This window comes from Paenibacillus sp. Marseille-Q9583, from assembly GCF_976954365.1.
Genome location: NZ_CDRJTB010000067.1, coordinates 18351 through 37076, shown reverse-complemented (window position 1 = coordinate 37076; position 18726 = coordinate 18351). Strand labels below are relative to the sequence as shown.

19 protein-coding genes are annotated in these 18726 nt (G+C 38.3%); 15 read left to right on the top strand and 4 right to left on the bottom strand.

The features are described 5' to 3' along the window. Nucleotides 1-188: 188 nt before the first annotated feature. The 3 genes from ACWNM1_RS24390 to ACWNM1_RS24380 all read left to right on the top strand — a co-directional run bounded on the left by ACWNM1_RS24390 (nucleotide 189) and on the right by ACWNM1_RS24380 (nucleotide 2242). Entirely contained in the window at nucleotides 189-416 is a 228-nt protein-coding gene (locus tag ACWNM1_RS24390; protein WP_042189969.1) for a MerR family transcriptional regulator, read from the top strand. 204 nt (nucleotides 417-620) lie between these two features. Then, nucleotides 621-1712 carry an LCP family protein gene (locus ACWNM1_RS24385; RefSeq protein WP_427469396.1) on the top strand — a complete coding sequence of 364 codons (1092 nt, stop codon included), beginning with the start codon at nucleotides 621-623 and terminating at the stop codon, nucleotides 1710-1712. A 44-nt stretch (nucleotides 1713-1756) separates the two neighbouring features. Continuing rightward, nucleotides 1757-2242: a DinB family protein gene (locus ACWNM1_RS24380; protein ID WP_449602967.1), complete on the top strand. Its 486-nt coding sequence runs from the start codon at nucleotides 1757-1759 to the stop codon at nucleotides 2240-2242. Nucleotides 2243-2260: 18 nt separating this feature from the next. On the opposite strand, the gene ACWNM1_RS24375 is transcribed toward ACWNM1_RS24380, so the two are convergent. The 3 genes from ACWNM1_RS24375 to ACWNM1_RS24365 all read right to left on the bottom strand — a co-directional run bounded on the left by ACWNM1_RS24375 (nucleotide 2261) and on the right by ACWNM1_RS24365 (nucleotide 4722). Continuing rightward, a complete protein-coding gene (locus tag ACWNM1_RS24375) occupies nucleotides 2261-2470 on the bottom strand; it encodes a hypothetical protein (protein ID WP_449602966.1) in 210 nt (69 codons plus the stop codon). A 214-nt stretch (nucleotides 2471-2684) separates the two neighbouring features. After that, a complete protein-coding gene (locus tag ACWNM1_RS24370) occupies nucleotides 2685-3992 on the bottom strand; it encodes an ATP-binding protein (protein WP_449602965.1) in 1308 nt (435 codons plus the stop codon). Then, nucleotides 3985-4722 carry a LytR/AlgR family response regulator transcription factor gene (locus ACWNM1_RS24365; protein ID WP_449602964.1) on the bottom strand — a complete coding sequence of 246 codons (738 nt, stop codon included), beginning with the start codon at nucleotides 4720-4722 and terminating at the stop codon, nucleotides 3985-3987. Before ACWNM1_RS24365 ends, ACWNM1_RS24370 begins: the two co-directional genes overlap by 8 nt. Before the next feature lie 194 nt (nucleotides 4723-4916). Here ACWNM1_RS24365 and ACWNM1_RS24360 point away from each other — a divergent pair, with 194 nt between their 5' ends. From ACWNM1_RS24360 to ACWNM1_RS24325, 8 genes are all read left to right on the top strand, one after another. Next, a complete protein-coding gene (locus tag ACWNM1_RS24360) occupies nucleotides 4917-5828 on the top strand; it encodes an ABC transporter ATP-binding protein (protein WP_449602963.1) in 912 nt (303 codons plus the stop codon). A 3-nt stretch (nucleotides 5829-5831) separates the two neighbouring features. Continuing rightward, complete coding sequence (locus ACWNM1_RS24355) at nucleotides 5832-6629, top strand: ABC transporter permease (RefSeq protein ID WP_449602962.1); 798 nt, start codon at nucleotides 5832-5834, stop codon at nucleotides 6627-6629. A gap of 156 nt (nucleotides 6630-6785) precedes the next feature. Next, on the top strand, nucleotides 6786-8573 hold the full coding sequence (locus ACWNM1_RS24350) for an ABC transporter ATP-binding protein (protein WP_449602961.1): 1788 nt from the start codon (nucleotides 6786-6788) through the stop codon (nucleotides 8571-8573). After that, on the top strand, nucleotides 8524-9942 hold the full coding sequence (locus ACWNM1_RS24345) for a radical SAM protein (RefSeq protein WP_449602960.1): 1419 nt from the start codon (nucleotides 8524-8526) through the stop codon (nucleotides 9940-9942). The genes ACWNM1_RS24350 and ACWNM1_RS24345 overlap by 50 nt, the downstream gene beginning before the upstream one ends. After that, nucleotides 9939-11000 (top strand): TIGR04066 family peptide maturation system protein, encoded by a 1062-nt coding sequence (locus ACWNM1_RS24340; protein WP_449602959.1) that lies wholly within the window; start codon nucleotides 9939-9941, stop codon nucleotides 10998-11000. Before ACWNM1_RS24345 ends, ACWNM1_RS24340 begins: the two co-directional genes overlap by 4 nt. A 14-nt stretch (nucleotides 11001-11014) precedes the next feature. Next, nucleotides 11015-11242: a hypothetical protein gene (locus ACWNM1_RS24335; protein WP_449602958.1), complete on the top strand. Its 228-nt coding sequence runs from the start codon at nucleotides 11015-11017 to the stop codon at nucleotides 11240-11242. Nucleotides 11243-11335: 93 nt separating this feature from the next. Continuing rightward, entirely contained in the window at nucleotides 11336-11479 is a 144-nt protein-coding gene (locus tag ACWNM1_RS24330) for a hypothetical protein (RefSeq protein WP_280786537.1), read from the top strand. A 270-nt stretch (nucleotides 11480-11749) separates the two neighbouring features. Next, nucleotides 11750-12109 (top strand): hypothetical protein, encoded by a 360-nt coding sequence (locus ACWNM1_RS24325; protein ID WP_283908181.1) that lies wholly within the window; start codon nucleotides 11750-11752, stop codon nucleotides 12107-12109. 34 nt (nucleotides 12110-12143) lie between these two features. Here the strand turns inward: ACWNM1_RS24325 and ACWNM1_RS24320 are convergent, their stop codons facing one another. Beyond that, on the bottom strand, nucleotides 12144-13406 hold the full coding sequence (locus tag ACWNM1_RS24320; protein WP_449602957.1) for a serine hydrolase domain-containing protein: 1263 nt from the start codon (nucleotides 13404-13406) through the stop codon (nucleotides 12144-12146). Between the two features lie 66 nt (nucleotides 13407-13472). Here ACWNM1_RS24320 and ACWNM1_RS24315 point away from each other — a divergent pair, with 66 nt between their 5' ends. From ACWNM1_RS24315 to ACWNM1_RS24300, 4 genes are all read left to right on the top strand, one after another. Then, the gene (locus tag ACWNM1_RS24315; protein WP_449602956.1) at nucleotides 13473-14156 is read left to right on the top strand and encodes a response regulator transcription factor; all 684 of its coding nucleotides are present in this window, start codon (nucleotides 13473-13475) and stop codon (nucleotides 14154-14156) included. Between the two features lie 2 nt (nucleotides 14157-14158). After that, complete coding sequence (locus ACWNM1_RS24310) at nucleotides 14159-15427, top strand: HAMP domain-containing sensor histidine kinase (RefSeq protein ID WP_449602955.1); 1269 nt, start codon at nucleotides 14159-14161, stop codon at nucleotides 15425-15427. A gap of 165 nt (nucleotides 15428-15592) precedes the next feature. Further along, nucleotides 15593-16366, top strand: coding sequence for an ABC transporter ATP-binding protein (locus ACWNM1_RS24305; protein ID WP_449602954.1), 774 nt, complete (start codon nucleotides 15593-15595; stop codon nucleotides 16364-16366). Between the two features lie 2 nt (nucleotides 16367-16368). Next, a complete protein-coding gene (locus ACWNM1_RS24300) occupies nucleotides 16369-18711 on the top strand; it encodes an ABC transporter permease (protein ID WP_449602953.1) in 2343 nt (780 codons plus the stop codon). Nucleotides 18712-18726 lie beyond the last annotated feature (15 nt).

Genomic DNA, 18726 nt, shown 5'->3' with positions numbered 1-18726 from the left:
CGTGTAGAATTTAACGTAGTTCAAGGCAATCGTGGTCAACAAGCTGAGAATGTTGTAAAACTCTAAAGTTGTGAAAAAAATCCCCAAACTTATAGTTTGGGGATTTTTTTAAAATATAAGAAAGTATAAGTTTCACACCATACTTTATGTCTTATATTTCTCGCTTAGTAGAAAGGTGGCGGATGTAAGTGCAGGTGTTTGAAGACTGGAATTTAAAAGTGAAGAAAACCTTTAACGCTACAAGCAACAAAGAAGTATTGACTGTGTCTGAAGCCGGTAGCTTGCTTGGTCTGTCTAAAGATCAAATGAAAAGCTATGTAGACCAGCATAAGTTAACCAAAGTCCCAATTATGAGAAGTGTTGTCAGGTATCTTTTACTGAAAAGTGAAATCGATACGATCCTGAACAAAACCTAATGTAACCTCAATAAACTTTGCAGACCCATCCTTGATAGGATGTGGTCTTTTTTTTGCCTCAAAAATTTCTTATAAAAAGAAACTTATCGATCCAATGATCGTCTATAATAATGGGATATTTAGGTAATGGAGGGTAGGCAGAAATAAAAAGTGATGTTCATTAATGGTGAGAAGTCGCATAAACAGAAAGGGTAATTCATTCAAATGAAAAATAAACAGAGCACTCATCCACCTGCTTCATTTGCTTTAAGTAGAATCGAGAAAAAGAAAGTGAAAAAGAATAAAATCAGCAAGAAAATGAAGATTTGGTATTTTTCGATCGCTACCTTACTTCTTGTTGGGCTGGGATCCTTTATTTTCCGTAAAGAACTAATGATTTTTGGGTTTGATAATGTTGTAGCACCAACTATTGAACACACCCTTGAAGAGTCTTATGTGCCGTTGGAAGACACTGAAGAATCTGGATTACAAGCAACGACGGAAAATAAAGACCGTCCTTTCTCTATCCTTCTACTAGGCACCGATCAGCGTGGCAAAGAAAACGGACTTTCTGATTCCATTATTTATACAGTTATTCGACCTGTAGACCATAAAGCACTGCTCGTCTCGATTCCCCGTGATTCATATACTGAAATTATTGGAGCAGAAAATATCAAAGGAGCACGAAAAGAAACCAAGATTAATGCAGCGCACTCCTACGGTGGTCCTCAGATGAGTGTGGATACCGTTAAGAATCTACTGAACGCACCTATTGATTACTATGCTACTATTAATTTCAATGGGCTTGTGGGTGTTACAGATGCTCTTGGAGGAGTGGTGCTTCCGATCACCAAGGTGATAGAGAATAAGAGCCCCGATCATGAGAAACTAAGAATTGAGCCGAACAAACCGATCTACTCCGGTAAGGAAGCTTTAATGTATGTAAGATATCGGGAAGATTCCGATTTTAAGAGAACAGAGAGACAAAGGATTTTCCTAAAAGCAGCGCTTGATCGGATGAAAAGAATAGATAATATTCTTAATATACAGAACATTATTGAAATTGCTGGGAGTAACTTTAAAACCAATATGAAGTCAGATTTTATTTTGGATTTGGCTAAGAAGGTAATTCTTGAAGGTGGAACCCCTGAAATAACGAGTCATATGCTCCAAGGGGAAGGAAAACATACGGATCAATGGTATTATATACTCGATGAAAATGATGTAAAGCGTACCCATGATATGATCGAGATTTGGCTGAATCCAGAATCTACGGAGGCTGATCTAATAACTGCTTCTAAGGATGATGCTGCATAATATTTTTGCTATTCTATTTTATTTTTACACGGAGGTTAGCTTCTATGGCAGTAAAATCAATGGAGCAAATGATACTCGAATTTAAGTCTCTTATTCCATTCGTGAAATCATTAGAAGAGGTGCCAGATAAACATTGGGATAAGCCCATAGCTACTGGTAAATGGACCGTGAAGGATATTCTCTGTCACCTCATGCTCTGGGATAAATATTTCTATGAAGGTGCTATTAAGAAGATTATTTTGAAAGAACCACTAACAACGAAACATTTGGATTTTAACGAATTTAATGCTAATGCGATTGAGTATGCCAAATTGTTATCCAAGCAAACCTTGATAGAACAATTTGTGCTCTACAGAACTAGAATTTTAGATACAGTCTCTGGATTAACGGATGAAGAATGTGATTTGGAATATAAGGATGGAGACCGCAAGAAGTTCAGTGTTCGCAAGTATATAAGAAGTTTTATTCCACATGATAAGCATCATAAAAAACAGATTGAACAATTTCTAAAATACATACAGCAAGGTTGAAAGCTTGCCTTTTATGGTTTAAGCTTTAGCGCGGTTCTGAACCAATTTCATGGATTGGCGAATGAGTATTGGGCCGAACATGCTGCCGACTGAGGCGGCTATAAAGGAATGTAAGGGAAACCTTATGGCAAAGTAAATGACAGTTCCAGCTACAAAGTCAATAAGAATGAATTTCTTGATCTCGGATAGTGGGATTGTGACGAAGACAAATGATTCTTTATTTTTCAATTGGTTGACCTCCTAATTGATAACGCAGCATATAAATCCACTGTTCATTCTATTTTAAGAACAAGATGTCCCATTCGAAATATTTAGACTAACACATAGAAGAGTTTCGTCTAAATTTACAATCGAATTGTAAGTAAAAGAATAGAAGAGTACTTGTGACTGAAATGCACCCCTTAGAATAAACATTGGAAAACCTTCTGGGTCCGATGTCTTTCTATGAGGTGCATTTTTGCTCAGTTTCTGCAACAGATAAGATCTCAATGTTAAAAAGACAAATTTCCACTTGGAAAATTTGGTTTTCATAGGTGATATCCCATATTCCGCCGATTTCTTCTACCGCATTCTTTACGCTTTTTAGACCGATACCATGAAAATGCTTGTCTCGTTTTGTTGTGGCTAATTCCCCGAAATGATTCATACGTATTGAATGCTGATATGGATTCTGTATTCTGATAAATAAAGTACCCTTATGATAATGAAGTTGGAATTTAATATAGGGCTGAGTTACACCTGGATGCTTGCATGCTTCTATGGCATTATCAAGGGTGTTCCCTAGAATAATGCTAAATGCATAAGCATCAAGGTCAAGCTGAGGTGGAATCTTAATATCCGTTTGAAAGGAGATACCCAGCTTTTTGGCAAATTGTGACTTGTAATTAATGATAGAGTCGATTAGGATGGAGCCGGTATTACTTTCACCTGAAGAGAGTTCTATTACTCCAAGAAGCTTATCTACATCATTCAGTCCGGCTTCTTTTTCCCCAGCTTGTAATTGAGACCTCAGGCCGAGCAAGATATTCCTGAAATCATGTTGAAACGTAAAGACTTCTTGCTGCCTTTCTTTTGTTAGCAGATACTGGTTCATATAGTAGGTGTTCTGCTGTTCCAACAAGTAGTTTTTATTCTGTGCCGATTGTATGGTTAATACACGATCACACAAAAGAATGATCAGGAAGTTGATCAACAGCATTCCTCCGGACAAAGTCGGATACAACGCCGGATATTCCCGCAATGACAGCTCGCCCGATAATTTTGCAATACTGAGAATGCTGATAAACGGAAAGCAGAACAGCCCGATCCAATACCAACTGCTTAGACTGCCCTCACCAAAAGCTTTGGTAAAACGAAGCGTGATCTGTACCAGTATAAACATCAGAATCTTAGACAAAAACAAGGTAAAGATGTATCCGCTTGTCGTATACACAGGTGCAGTAGCTGCATCTGAAAGAATAATCAATGCGACTATAAATAAAGCAGCACCAATACGCCATTGTATTTTTCCTTTATACAAAAAGGACAATAGAACGATCCCCACTATATTAAGCCCTAGCATCCATAAGCCGGGGAGTGGGCTGTAATGAAGGAGGAGTACGAAAATATAATAAGCAGTGTATACGGAATAAAGGATTACTTTGGATTCCCAAAGCCGTGGGAAACAATGATCATAGAAATAATGAATGATAAATGGGAGAGCTGCCAGTGTGAGGGCATAGAACAGCTCATCCAGTAGAATATTATTCAAGCAGACTCCCCCTGAATTGCAAATAACTCTTTTTCACTACGGTGCTTTGCTTATCGCTAATCGGAAGTTCTTCCCCACTCGTTAATATAATTTTTTTGCCCTGAATTTGTTTTATGTAATCGAAATTTACAAGATACGATTGATGAATCCGCACAAACTGCTTCGAAGGTAGCTTTCCTTCTTCTATAGATAAAGTACTGTAATATTCCGTTTGATCTTCCGTTGTTTGCAAAATGATTTTTCGGCGATCACTTGCCAAATACATAATATTACGGATTGGAATAAGTAGTTTAGTTCCACTTTGGTGTACAGGCAGTAATTTTGGTTGGTTTTGCTGACGCTTGACCTTTATTTGCTGAATCATAGAGATTAGTTTTTTTTCAAAAGACTCGTTATGTATAGGCTTCTTTATAAAACCGGAAGGTTGAACGTCAAATAGTTGAACATGATACTCTTCGTGGCTCGATACGTAAATCAACCGAACCCTATCATTATCACAATCTCTCCGTAATATATGACCCGCTGTTATTCCGCTTATTCCCTTCATTTCTATATCCATAAAAATAAGATCAAATGGACAACCATGTTGAATGGCTTTCGTGAAACTTTCACCAGAATAGAATATGGATACCTCAATCTTTACGGTCTGCTGAATGGGATGGTTAAGGATCAATCTCTCAATATATTCTGTTGCCTTGAAATCATCATCACAAATAGCAATATGTATCATGTGAAATTCCCCTCCTGTGTTATAAATAATAATACATTATATGGGATTATAATCAACCTTTATCCTTTTAGGGATCACTTGGAAGTGGCGAAAGTTACATATATTCCCGTGTTTTTTACCATTGCGATTAGTAATTCTAGTAAACATGCTAATTTAATATCAATTAGTAGCAGACGGTATGGAGGAGTTGAAAAATGAATACAACAATCTTTGAAGCTGAGGGATTAACTAAACAGTACGGCAGTGCAAATGCGCTTCAAAATATAAATATGCAGATTAAACAGGGTGATATCTATGGCTTTGTAGGTGAGAATGGAGCAGGTAAAACCACACTCATGAAAATAATTAGTGGATTAGTTTACCCTACAAAAGGGACTATCCAATTGATGGGTAAAAGTAGTGAGAAGGACATCGCACGAGTCAGAAAAAAAATGGGGGTTTTAATAGAGCTGCCTGCCCTCTACCCCCATATGAATGCTGAAGAGAATTTAAGCTTTTATTGCAAGATTCATGGTATTTCGGATTTCAAGAGAATTAAAGATGTGCTGAATTTAGTGGGACTAACGGATGTTGAAAACAAAAATACAACGGAATATTCTCTGGGCATGCGTCAACGCTTAGGGCTGGCAATTTCCCTTCTCAATGAACCGGAATTTTTAGTGTTAGATGAACCGATTAATGGACTTGATCCTACAGGAATTGTAGAGATGAGAAAACTATTGGCTAAGCTGGCACGTGAAAAAGGGGTTACCATCTTGATTTCCAGCCATATTTTGAGTGAGCTCCAATTGTTAGCTACCAAATTCGGGTTTATTCATAAAGGGCAGTTCATTAAAGAAGTCTCTGTGGAAGAACTCTTGCGATCAGCCGAAGCGCAAATTTGTATTAAGACCGTTGAAATAGCTGCAGCAATAAACGTGCTCAAGAACGATCTTAATATTCATTCGATCACATTGTCAGAAGCCGGAGAAATATTGGTTCCCAAGGATTTGACAGATCTTGAACAGTTAATGTCAACGTTAATTAGAAATGGCATTCCACTTGAAGGAATCAACCTGTCCACAGCAAATCTTGAGCATTATTATATGGATCTGATAGGAGAATGAGCAATGAGGGATTTTCTGAAAGCTGAGTCTTACTTTATAAGAAGGGATATCATGTTTAAGGGAATTTCTCTTCTGTTCCTTATAGCAAGTCTGGTATTAGCAATCTGGATTGGCGGTAAAGCTGGTTTTGAAATCGGTAATCTCGCGGAACCCTTAACGATTGTGACACCTTTATCTTTATTTTTTTATTTTATTATTCCAGTTTACGTATGTTTTTTTGCAACCGAAGGATTTGAATATGGATCTATCAAAGTTATCCTGGCTTCTGGACAAAGTAGGTTTATCTATATCACGGGAAAATACCTTTCTGTTTTTAAAATTATTATATGGTGGATTTTACAATTTACAGTAGTGTTTTATCTCGCTTATATGATAGCCGCTTTGATAATCGGGACTGACATCGGTAATCGTAATTTTTCTGCTGACTTGATTCAGGTTTCCCGTGTACTGGGATTAAATGTCCTTTATTTATCAGCTTATGCTGCTCTAATCATTATGGTAGGTATTCTTATTAAAAGAACGGCTTCAGCGGTGGTTGTAACTTTTCTAATTATATTCGGCGACTTCATGATATCCGGTTATTTCCGTGATGCTTCCTCCGCATTGTTAAGGGGGATTTCAGACCATGCTTTAACGACCCAAGTTATGAAGTTTTCCGGAATCTACGTCGTTAATTCGCAACATATAGTCCTAACCGGAGCAAAGAGCTTTATGGAAGTGGTGTTGATTCCTGTGATTATCATAGCTATTAGTTTGTCTGTCACCTATATTTCGTTTGGAAAAAGAGATATACATGCGTAGATAAAGGAGGAATTGAAATGGACAGGGGTAATAGATCACCAAAAACGATCGTTATTGTAGGTGCGTTGCTAGCTATTGTAGTTTTTGTTGTTCTTTTTGTTGGTATTGAGATGGGATGAGGCTAGTCTCAGTATATGTCGCGGGGAGTTATGTGAAATGAAATACAATGTAGTATGGATCAGCATTAAAGAGTTATTTCATCCTTACCGTAAAAACATTTGGATAATCAGTATTGTTATGTTAGTGACTTCTATAGGGAGCTTTTTGACTCCTTGGTTTACCAAGCAACTTATTGACATTGGAATTCTAGGTTTGGATTTTTATCGAGTTATTCAATACGTAGGACTGATTTTTTTAGTATTCCTTATCCAACAATTACTTGGTATTTTTCAATTCTATTACTATAAGGAAATAAGTGTGAGAATACCCTATGACTTGAATAAGAAAGCTTGTAAACATGTGTTATCCGTACGCACGAAATTTTTTAAAGACAGAAATTTCTCAGTAGTGATGTCTGAGCTTTTTCAAGATATCGCCAACATATCGTCTTTGACAGACACGCAATTTTTAACATCTTTCGTTAATCTATTTAAAGTTTTCGCCGGCTTAACAGCATTGTTTTATATTAACTGGAAATTAACTCTAGTTATGCTCGCTACAATTCCAGTCAAAATGCTAATCAGCAGTTTTTTATATAAAAAGCAAGTAAAGGTATATGAAATCATTATGCACTTGCAATCAAATTTCTCAGAATGGTTAGGGGATGCAATTAGTGGCATTGAAGCGATAAAAGTATGGGGGATTACTGGAAAACGACTAGCGAAACTGAAAGTGAATCTGGACGGAAGTAAAAATGCTAAATCCAAGTTAATGCGTTATGGATTTATTGATAGTATATCGGGTTCATTTATGACGACATTGTTTACTTGTGGTCTTTACTTGTACGGTGCTTGGTTAATCCAAAAAGATGAAATTACTATTGGGGGTCTGGTATCTTTCATTTCGTACTCATCATTGGTATTTGAACCAATTACTATCATATCGTATTTGATTACTCAATTATCCAGCGTGAAACCAGCTTTTGAGCGGTTTTTAAAATTTCTAAATACGGATGCTGAAATTGATAAACCGGAAGCGAAGGAATTATTAGAATCAATATCTATCAATGATCTGAAATTCGAAAACGTATCCTTGGTTTATGAGAATGAAAAAGCTCTGGATCAAGTGAATTTCACCATTCAAAAAGGTGAGAAAGTAGCGATTATTGGTTTGAACGGCAGCGGTAAATCATCCGTTGTAAATCTGCTGCTAAGATTCTATGAGCCTACTGAAGGTAGCATCAAAATAAACGATAAAGATGTAAAAGAGTATACTTTTGAATCCTATCGCTCGATATGGAGCTTGATGGCTCAAAACAATTATCTTTTCAATGATACTGTGGCGAACAATATCAACATTTCTGAAGAGCTTACAATTACTGAGATATTGGAAAGTTGCAAACAGTCAGGGGCACATTCATTTATCCAAGATCTCCCCGAAAAAATGGACACTCGAATTGGTTATAATGGCGCTAAACTATCGGGTGGACAAAAACAAAAAATAGCACTCGCCCGAACATTAGCACGTAAGGATACAAAAATTCTGCTATTGGATGAAGCCACCTCAAGCTATGACTATTACTCGGAGCAGGTTTTTAACGAGGAATTGTTATCTTCAGATCGTTATATGATGACTATCATTATCACGCATCGACCGGAAGTATTAAAGAGATTAGATAAGATCATTTATTTAAATGGTGGCAAGGTTCTTGGAATAGGAACTTTTGAGGAGTTGTATACATCTCAGGAGAGTTTTAGAGATATGATTACTAGTACGCAAAGGGAGGAAACCCCGGATGCCTTTTATTCCTTTTCAAACGAGAGCGAATCTACATTACGTCTATGACATGAATAGAAACAGTATTTATAAAATAAAACAGAATCAGTATGAAGCGTTAAGTCATATTTCTGAAGGCAGTTATGAGGAAGCTGATGTAAATGTGCTTAAAGATTTTCAAAAGAGAGGGCTTTTAGCTGAATCTCCCATTCTACAAATTGAGCATCCGGCAAGTCAAATGTTGGAGTACCAGTTAGAGCGCTGTGTTAACTCAATCACTTTTCAAATGTCTCAAAATTGCAACTTGCGTTGTGGTTACTGTCCTTACTCAAGCAATGAAATTTATAATAATCGTTCACATTCTGCCCTGAATATAACCTGGGATACTCTGCAGCAAGGGATTGATTTCCTTGTAGCACATTCTAAAGACGTGGACCACTTGCATGTAGCTTTTTATGGTGGGGAGCCTTTGATTGAAAAAAAACTCATCATAGATACTATGAAATATACACAGGAAAAAGTCAGCGGCAAAGAAATTTCCTTTGGTATGACTACTAATGGCACACTTCTGGATGATAGTTTTGCAAGGGAAGTTCGTGATTTTAACATATCCATTATGATTAGCCTGGATGGACCGAAGGATGTTCATAATGAAAATAGGACGTTTGTAAATGGACGTGGTTCCTATGAGATTGTATATCGTAATGTTGTACATATTCGAGATAACTATCCTGATCTATATCAAAAACTGAAGTTCAATACAGTTATTAGTCCAGATGGTAAGTTCGAAGAGATCTTTGATTATTTTAGAGCGGGAGAAGGAGTTAGTGACCTCTCTAAAGTTAACTTTAATACACTATCCATGAACTATACTGAGACGGAATTCGTTTATGGTGAGGCTTATTTTGAAGAACGAAATTACGAAGCTTTGAAGGCATATCTATTGCTGCTAGGAAAAGTAAAAGAAGAGCCTGTGGCCTTTCATAAACGTGATATCGAAACCATTTATAGCTACAAAGAGTTTCTTTCGCCAATCAATGAGACCCCGAAAATTGCTCATCCTAGCGGGACTTGTATACCAGGCTTGAAAAAACTTTTTGTAGATGTAAACGGTAACTTATTTCCATGTGAGCGTATAGATGAAAATTCTTCACTGATGAAAATGGGGAATCTTCAGGATGGTTTTGATATTAAAAAGGTTCGAGAAATTTTGAATGTTGGAGCAGTTACGGAACAACACTGTAAAGAATGCTGGGCCTTTCATTGCTGCTCTATATGCCCCGCTGCAGCGGATAATGGAAAGGATGAACATTATTCAGAAAGCTATAAGCTTAGCAAATGCAACAGGGTTAAAGCGTCTGCATTAGAGAATTTGAAGAACTATACGATGATGAGGGAATTTAAATATCAGTTTAAAAGAGAGGATATTTCACTGTGAAGAAAAAACTGGCGGTTTACCCTTTTCATAAAGGTCTGATGCCTTTATTGCTAACAGAAAGTGAGCTTCAGAATTTCGAGCTGATGTATGCCGTAGTTCCAAAAGGCTGGGAGTCATTCGATGAAGTGGACGACACTAAAAAGGCTTTAATATGTGATGAAGAGAGCTTTTATTTAAATGATCTGATTAACTCAGTTGATGTACTGTTATTATGTAAGCCTCAATTTCAAGTTGATGAATCAGGTTACTGCCGGTTAACTTCTCTTGCAGAAGAAAAGGGAAAGCATATTATGTACGTGGCTGAATTGAAGACTGTATTAAACCAATCAACCATAGAGGGTTGGGAGTGTCTGAATCTAGAGCATCCTTCTATATCGAAACAGAATGCATTAGCGAGTATCGACGTCCCAGTTATTTTAATTATGGGGATGGGGGAAAACTGCGGAAAATGGAATTTGCAGCTTAAACTAAGTGAAAACTTTCGCAATTCGGGATATAAGATGAGTTTGATTTCCAGCAATGCACTATCTAGATTATGGGGATACCATACAATCCCAGACATTATAGACGGCAATGATCTAACGTTTTCAGAACAGGTCGAGAGTATGAATGCCTATATTAAATATATAGAACAAGCTGAGAATCCAGATGTCATTATTATTGGAGTTCCAGGAAGCATTCTTAAGTATAGCACTTCAGTTCCCAATGGATATGGGTATATACCTTTTCTAATCAGTAATGCAGTCACACCAGATATCACAATATTAAGTTTGTATAACGGAAATTACGAAGAATCTCATTTGAAAGAAATGAAGTCCACTTGTTTATACAAATATGGCGTTAATATTGATTACTATCATATTTCTGAGAATGTTTGTTTATATAATCCAGAAGCAAGACAACTAGAATACTATTCTGTAGATTATCGAGACTTAGTAGAAAATAATTCCTATTCTCATGAGGGGATGCATACTTTTAATCTTTCTAATTCTACAAGTCAAGAAGAGGCTTTTATAAGAATTATAAGTGAGTTACAAAATAATATTCCGATGATTTAAAGGAGGGGAAGGAGTTGTTGTATCTAAACGAACAGGTTATAGAAGAAACAGTCAAAAATTATGTTAAAGAATTCGATAGAAAGACCAATCTATTAGGTGTAACTTCTGTTAGAAATATCATTTATATTTTAACAGATCTCGAGAACGAACTTGGATTCCAAATCAATGATTCTTTTGTCCGTGAAATCAAAGATTTAACTGTAGAAAAACTTATTGAAGTTATACCGAGACATCTAAAGTAGTGTTATAGAAATTTCGCTCTATATTTCTCAATGCTGACATAAGAGATGTATTCAAAACAGACCCTATGACAACTGAAAGGAGGGGACTAAACAATGGAACTTAATAAAAACGCTTCTCAACAAGTAGCTCCTATGGTCTCTACATTTGCAACTTGCTGGTGTATGTGCCTATGCCTTATTTTTACAGAAAAAAGACATAGTGACCAATTAGATGCTTTGAATGCTGTTAAAAATTAGTGAATTTATGCATCGTTAATTGAGATCCTGTTTTTGACGAAGTTTTATTAGAAAATTGGCTGTTTTGGATACATCCTTTATGTCAGCATTTAAACTCTAATATAAAATCTCCGGCAACAATATTGCCAGGAGATTTTTTTGTTCAGGGCTTGTTTTGATTGGGCTGATCTCGGAAGAGTACTGAAAGTCACAGAGGATTATTTTAATTATCGATATAATGAAAGCGTTATCTTTTTATTGCAGTTTACTTAAATTAAAAGGAGATAAGCTATGAGAGTGAGCAAAGTTTCTTTTAACCAGCTTGTGTTTATTTGTTTAGGGATTCAATACATGTTAATGCATTTGTTCTCTGCAGGCGAGGCGATTGTCATCACATCCATAGAGCTTGTTATATACATGATTTTTACCGTTGTTGGCCTTGTAGGATTATTTATGCGGAGCAGAAAAGTGGATAGTGAGGCTATTTCCGGATTGGTCGCATTATTCTTCAGTGTATTATGGATGGTATCTTTATTCTCGCAATTTAAGAAAGAAAGCTACCCAGATGCTTTAACGGTAATTAATTCGCTTGGCGTAGCTACTGCCTTACTTGTGCTTCTGGCTGAGTTCATCATTATAGCTAAGGCCTAGCGTAAACACAAACAAAAAAACAAGACAGGTCTATTTAAGACTTGTCTTGTTTTTTGTGCATTCCCAGAAATGAAAGCTCACCCTGTGCGTTCCGCTTAAATTCATATTCTGAATCATGCTTCGTATGATGGAATTTTGTTTCCGAGATTGGATAAAACGGAGTGACTTCTACATCATTCCAGACAAAATAGTAATCTTGCCCACTACGCTCCACGCTCGCTTTGCAGCCATATCCCTCATAGGTTCCCATATATGAAGCATAAATGCTGTCATCAAGCGGGTAGGCTTGCGGAGAGATCGGCACCCTTACAGGTTCGCCGAAGACTAATCCAGCTAGCGATTCCGTTAACTTAGTGACGGGTACGCAATCATAATTAGTCAACATGATTACGCTTGTTTGATCTTCAGGGTATCTATGCAGTTCACTTCGGAAGCCGCGATAGGCACCGCCGTGATACATTCTTTTTCGCTCAAAACGTTCGTCCAAGAACCAACCAAATCGATATTTGAGATTACTGGAATGAAAAGCCATCTCTAGGGTGTTATGAGACACTAATTGATCGGAGTACAAGACTTGATCCCACAGGAAAAGATCGGCAGCCGTCGAATACATCCCGCCAGCGGATAAGATAGAGCTCATATCTATGTATTCCCCCTGAGTATACTCTCCCCAAGAAGAATGATAAGGTGAGGCTAATTTTTGAATAATCTGCTGATTGTTATAAACTCCTGTATTTACCATGCCCAGAGGCTGTAATATAAAAGTAGTGATATAATCTTCAAATGTCATCCCTGTAATCTTCTCAATAATCATCCCCAGCAAATAATAACCTGAGTTGTTATAGGCAAATGAAGTGCCAGGCATAAATGCAGGGGGCTGACTCACAAATAGCTGTAACATCTCCTGTGGAGTCAGCTTTAGCTTATTTAATTTTTGATTATATTCGGGTATGGAAGTGTAGTTGGCAATACCAGAGGTATGTCCCAGCAGGTGAAGGATGGTAATCCCCTCTAGTACATGCTGCTGAGGGAGATATTTTAGAATTGGATCTTCCAGTCTAAGACGTTTTTGTTCTTTTAGCATCAGGATAGCCATGCCAGTGAATGATTTGGTAAGTGACCAGATCCGGAATTTGGTATCTAGAGTGTTCGGGACCTGATGTTCAAGATTCGCATATCCGTACGCTTTATGTAACTTGATTTCTCCACGCTGAGCTATTAAGACTGTGCCACTTAATGGCCAGCTTTGTTCGTATTTATCTAAATAGTGCTCCAGACGCTGGAACTGTGTATCCACAGGTAACCCCTCCTTAAAGGCATATTCTAACATAATAATAAATTCAGTTGAAGCGGAGAGAAATCGATGAGATATGATTGTTTGATTATTGATGATGAAATTGAGCTTGCGGAGACCACCTGCGAATATTTTAATTTGTTTGATGTACAAACCGCATTTGTTACTAGCGCCGATGCCTGTCGGAGCTTTTTGAGTGAGCATGAGGTGTCGATGTTACTCCTAGATATTAATTTAGGAGGTGAATCCGGCTTCCAGTTATGCAAAGAACTGCGTCAGACGACCGGGATTCCCATCCTGTTTATTAGTGCCCGCTCCAGTGAGGATGATGTATTAATTGCGCTAGATATCGGGGGAGATGATTATATTCATAAGCCGTATACCCTGAGAGTGCTGCTGGCAAAAGTAAAGGCGGTGCTTAAACGTTACAACAACGAGGTTGTAGCCGAGTCCTCCCTTCTTGAATCCGGACCCATCCAGATTGATCCCGAACTCAGAAGGGCAAGTCTTAACGGCGTACCGCTCAAGCTGAAAACAATGGAATATAAATTGCTAAAGTTTTTGATCCAGCATAAAAATCGGGTAATCCCTAAAGAGGAGCTATTTATAGGGGTATGGGGGGATGTTTTTACGGGAGATGGCACCTTGAATGTACACATCCGTCATCTTCGTGAGAAGATTGAGCAGAATCCTAACGATCCGCAGTACATCCGTACCGTATGGGGCATCGGTTATGCTTTTGAGGATAAATAGTGATGACTAAAAAATTGCTACTGGCGCTAATGCTCACTATACTCGCTGCAAGTATAACTCTCTTATTCCTAATATTTAATTTGAAGGTGGAGAACTCAGCAGATCGAGTGGCAATCAATACCATTGTTAAGCTTACAGAGCAGCATTGGGATAAGCTTGAGCCGAAACTGTACGAGGAAAGTCCCTATGATTTCGCCATTATTGATATCTCTGGTAAATTAAAATATCTGACTGAAAATGCGATTTCCGTTAGCGTTAACGAAGCTATCAATAATCGGGATACCTTAGTCGACGTTGTTGTTCAGGATCAGCTGGTGGGTAAAGTAATTATTAATAATGATTACCGTACGATTTTTATACATATGAAACAACAATTTATACAAGTTTCTGTTGCAATGCTGCTTTTGCTTACAATTCTAGGCATTCTCTATATTTGGTTCCTGAATAGATCCATTCTTCGTCCATTTCGCAAAATGCAGCTATTCGCGAACCATATCGCAAGAGGTGATCTCGAAGTGCCTCTGGAAATGGATCGTAATCATCTATTTGGTGCTTTTACAGAAAGCTTCGATATGATGCGGGAAGAGCTTGCGGCGGCTAGACATAGTGAATATTTAGCGAATAAGAGTAAGAAGGAGCTGGTTGCTAGTCTCAGTCATGATATTAAGACACCTGTCGCTTCGATGAAGGCGATTACGGAACTGATGTTATTAAGCGCAAGAGATGAGAAGACAAGCAGACAGCTAAACACCTTGTATTCCAAAGCGGATCAGATTGATCGACTGGTCACAGACATGTTCCATTCCACCTTGGAGGAGCTGAATGAACTAAAAGTCAGCTTAACGGAGGAGCATAGTCACCTGCTGACCCAAATTATAAATAATGTGAACTTCTACGAACAGATTTCAGCTGCATCTGTGCCAGGCTGCATCATTAAGGTGGATCCTTTACGGCTGCAGCAGGTCATCGATAATGTGGTGAACAATTCCTATAAGTATGCCTTCTCCGGTACACCCATCGATATTACATTCGAGATTAGGGATCATTATCTGGAGGTTGATATTCTGGATTATGGTCCTGGTGTTCCTGAGGAGGAATTGCCTTTAATATTCAATAAATTCTTTCGGGGCAGTCTGGCCGTGAGCCAGAACGGTGCAGGTTTAGGTCTGTACATTTCTCGTTATATGATGCAAAAAATGCAGGGCTACATTGTATGCTCCAATCGGGAGGATGGATTTACTGTAAAGCTGCTGATTCCTTTAGCAGGATAGAATTAAGAATTCGCTAAGGATTGCACAAAGACATGTTAAGAACATTTAACGTACGATTAGGTTGCAATTACGAATGAGTCTGTGATTGCAGCCATTATATTGTGCGTAGAGCTAGGGTTACTATTAGCGTAATTAATGAGCATGAACGTAAATGGAGTGTTCAACATGAACGAAGTGAATAATAAAGTATTGATGCAGACCCATAAGCTTGGAAAAACCTTTTCCCATGGAGGAACTCAACAGCATGTATTAAAAAATCTAGATCTGACCTTATATCATGGTGATTTCACGATTATCATGGGCAGCTCTGGTTCTGGTAAATCAACACTGCTGTATGCCATTTCGGGAATGGATAAGCCAACGCTTGGAGAGGTCTTGTTTGAAGGTCAAGATATTACGGCAATGAGTAATGATCAGCTGGCGATATTCCGGCGGAAGAATTGTGGATTTGTGTTTCAGCAGATCCATCTACTCGATTCAATGAGTGTCCTCGACAATGTATTATCAAGTGCTTTTCTTGTCCAAAAGGATAGAGCTGGGGCTGTGGAAAAAGCCAAAAAGCTGCTCTTAGATGTAGGCCTGGATGACACCATCTGGGGTAAGTTTCCAGCGCAAATCTCAGGAGGAGAAGCTCAACGTGCCGGAATTATCCGGGCCCTAATCAACAGTCCAAAAGCGGTCTTTGCGGATGAGCCGACTGGAGCGCTAAATAGCTCAGCAGGAATAGGGGTACTGCGTGTCCTAACCGAGGTGAATAAGCAGGGGCAGAGCATAATTATGGTAACACATGATCTCAAAACTGCGCTGCGTGGTAATCGGATCTTGTATCTGCAGGATGGAGTAGTCATCGGAGATTTGCGCCTTTCCCCTTATAGCGAAGATAGTGGATCTGAACGGCAGCAGCAATTACAGTCCTTTCTGACCGAATTGGGGTGGTAGGGATGAGAAGCTTAATAGGAAAGCTTGCTTGGTCCAATATTCGTAAAAGAAAAAGTGCAACGATTACGCTCTTCGTATTGATTATGATTGCTGCGCTGTTGCTGAACATTGGCCTCACGGTCAGCTTGAAGCTTAATTCTTTTCAGCAAGAAAAAATATCGAAGCTAAATACACCTGATATCACCGCTTATTTTCCTTTCAATGAGAATGTGAAGAATTATGAATCTCTGGTGGATAGCTATCCTTATACTGAAACATGGGAGAATGAGGCGGCACTTCTGCTACCTGATGTAAAGATAAACTACGGGGGAAACAATACAGCTATTGCTTTCTTGATTCTTAATAAGGATTCGCAGCGCTCTATGGGACTATTTAATACCACTTCTCGGTTGGAACCTGCGGATCAAAATACAATTTATTTGCCGTATATCTTTCACGGAGGCTCTGGGTATAACCTTGGGGATACGATCTCGTTTGAATACGATAACAACAAATTCACTTATACCATCGGTGGATTTACGGAGGAACCCCTTTTTGGGACATTGACGAATGGGGCTTTGAAAATATTTTTAAACGATGAAGGTTATAAGCAATTAGAGGAACGGCTTGGGAAAGAAGTTCAATTTAATTTTTTATCTGTACAATTAAACGAACGGGCGAAAGAAGTCAAGCTGGAGCAAAAGCTGAGTGAACAGATTTTTGGCTCTGGAAACACAAGTTCATTTTTAGTCATGCGAACCGATGTGGGGCTCGAAGGTAACCGCGTTTTTGTGAATATTTTAGCTGCTATTCTGATTGTATTTGCATTGATTATGGTTGTAATCTCGTTGATTGTGATCAGGTTTCAGATCTTCGGGAATATTGAGGATAACCTAACCAACATCGGTGTTTTGAAAGCGAACGGTTATACGTCAAGGCAGATCATATCCTCATTTCTGTTACAGTTCGTCTCAGTATCTATAATGGCCTCCATACCGGGAAGTTTGATTTCTGTTCTAGTTATGCCCTTAGTAGGTAATATGATTTCGTCTTCGGTTGGACTGTTGTGGCCGTCAAATTTTGAATTATTAAGTGCTTTGTTGAGTTTGCTTATCGTTACGGTGCTGATTCTCTTAGTTGCCTACCTGTCTAGTAGAAAGATTCGAAGGATTACTCCGATAGCAGCTCTTCAGAGCGGGCTTCTTACCCACAATTTTAAGAAAAATCATTTTCCGCTAGCGAGCACTTCATTGAATTTGCAATTCGTCTTAAGTCTGAAGTCTTTATTTAGACAGACCAAGCAGAATTTTATGATCGTGCTGATCGTTGCAGGGTTGACCTTTTCGAGTATATTTTGCTCCATCCTTAATTTTAACTTTAAAGGGGATACTTCAGCCGTTTTAGATTTAGTGGGTTTAGAACGTACCAATTTGCAACTTGATCTAAAAAAAGCTGGTCATGATCCGGGAATTTTTGCTGAAGTTGAAGCCATGCCTGAGGTTCAAAAGATCTCCATATTGGAAGGTAGAGTAGCTTCTATAAATGATTCCAGTTTTATGCTCCGTGTATCTGATGATTATGCCAAGCTGGAAACACAGACGGTCTACAAAGGTAGGCAGCCCATTTTTGATAATGAAATTGCGGTATCCGGTGTAATTGCAAAAATGAAAAATAAATCGATTGGGGACGAGATTCCAGTTACGTTTAATGGGGTAACCCAAAATTATTTGGTGACTGGTCTTAGCCAGCAGATTAATCAGTTAGGTATGGTTGCTACCATAACAGAAGATGGAATGAGAAAATTGCAGCCGAATTATTCCGTCCAGTCCATTAATGTGTACTTAAAGGAAGGGGAAGATCCTCAAGTCTTCATTCAAAAGCTTGAAGAACGTCTCCCTGGACAATGGAACGTAACGAACATTTTAGACATGTTAGAAAGCACGCTCAGTACATTCACTTCAGCAGTATCTTCTATGACAGCAGTCATTACCGCGGTCACAATTATAGTGGTTAGTTTAATTTTATATTTGGTGATTAAGACGTTGATTATGAAACGTAAGCGGGAATTCGGTATTCTTAAAGGTATCGGATATACGACCTTTAATCTGATGACACAGATTACGTTCAGTCTTTTTCCGGTGATTGTAGTTGGAGTATTATTGGGGAGTTTAGCAGGTTATTTTTTCTCGGATTCGGCGTTTGTATTATTGCTTTCAAGTCTAGGTATTTATAACGTTCAGCTGGCGGTTAGTCTGCCTCAAGTGCTTCTACTCTGTGCTGTCATTCTAGTTGTGGCTTATGTGGTATCCATGTTAGTTGCAAGACGGATTCGGAAGGTCAGTGTATATGATTTGATTATGGACTAAGCGCTTGAACAAGAA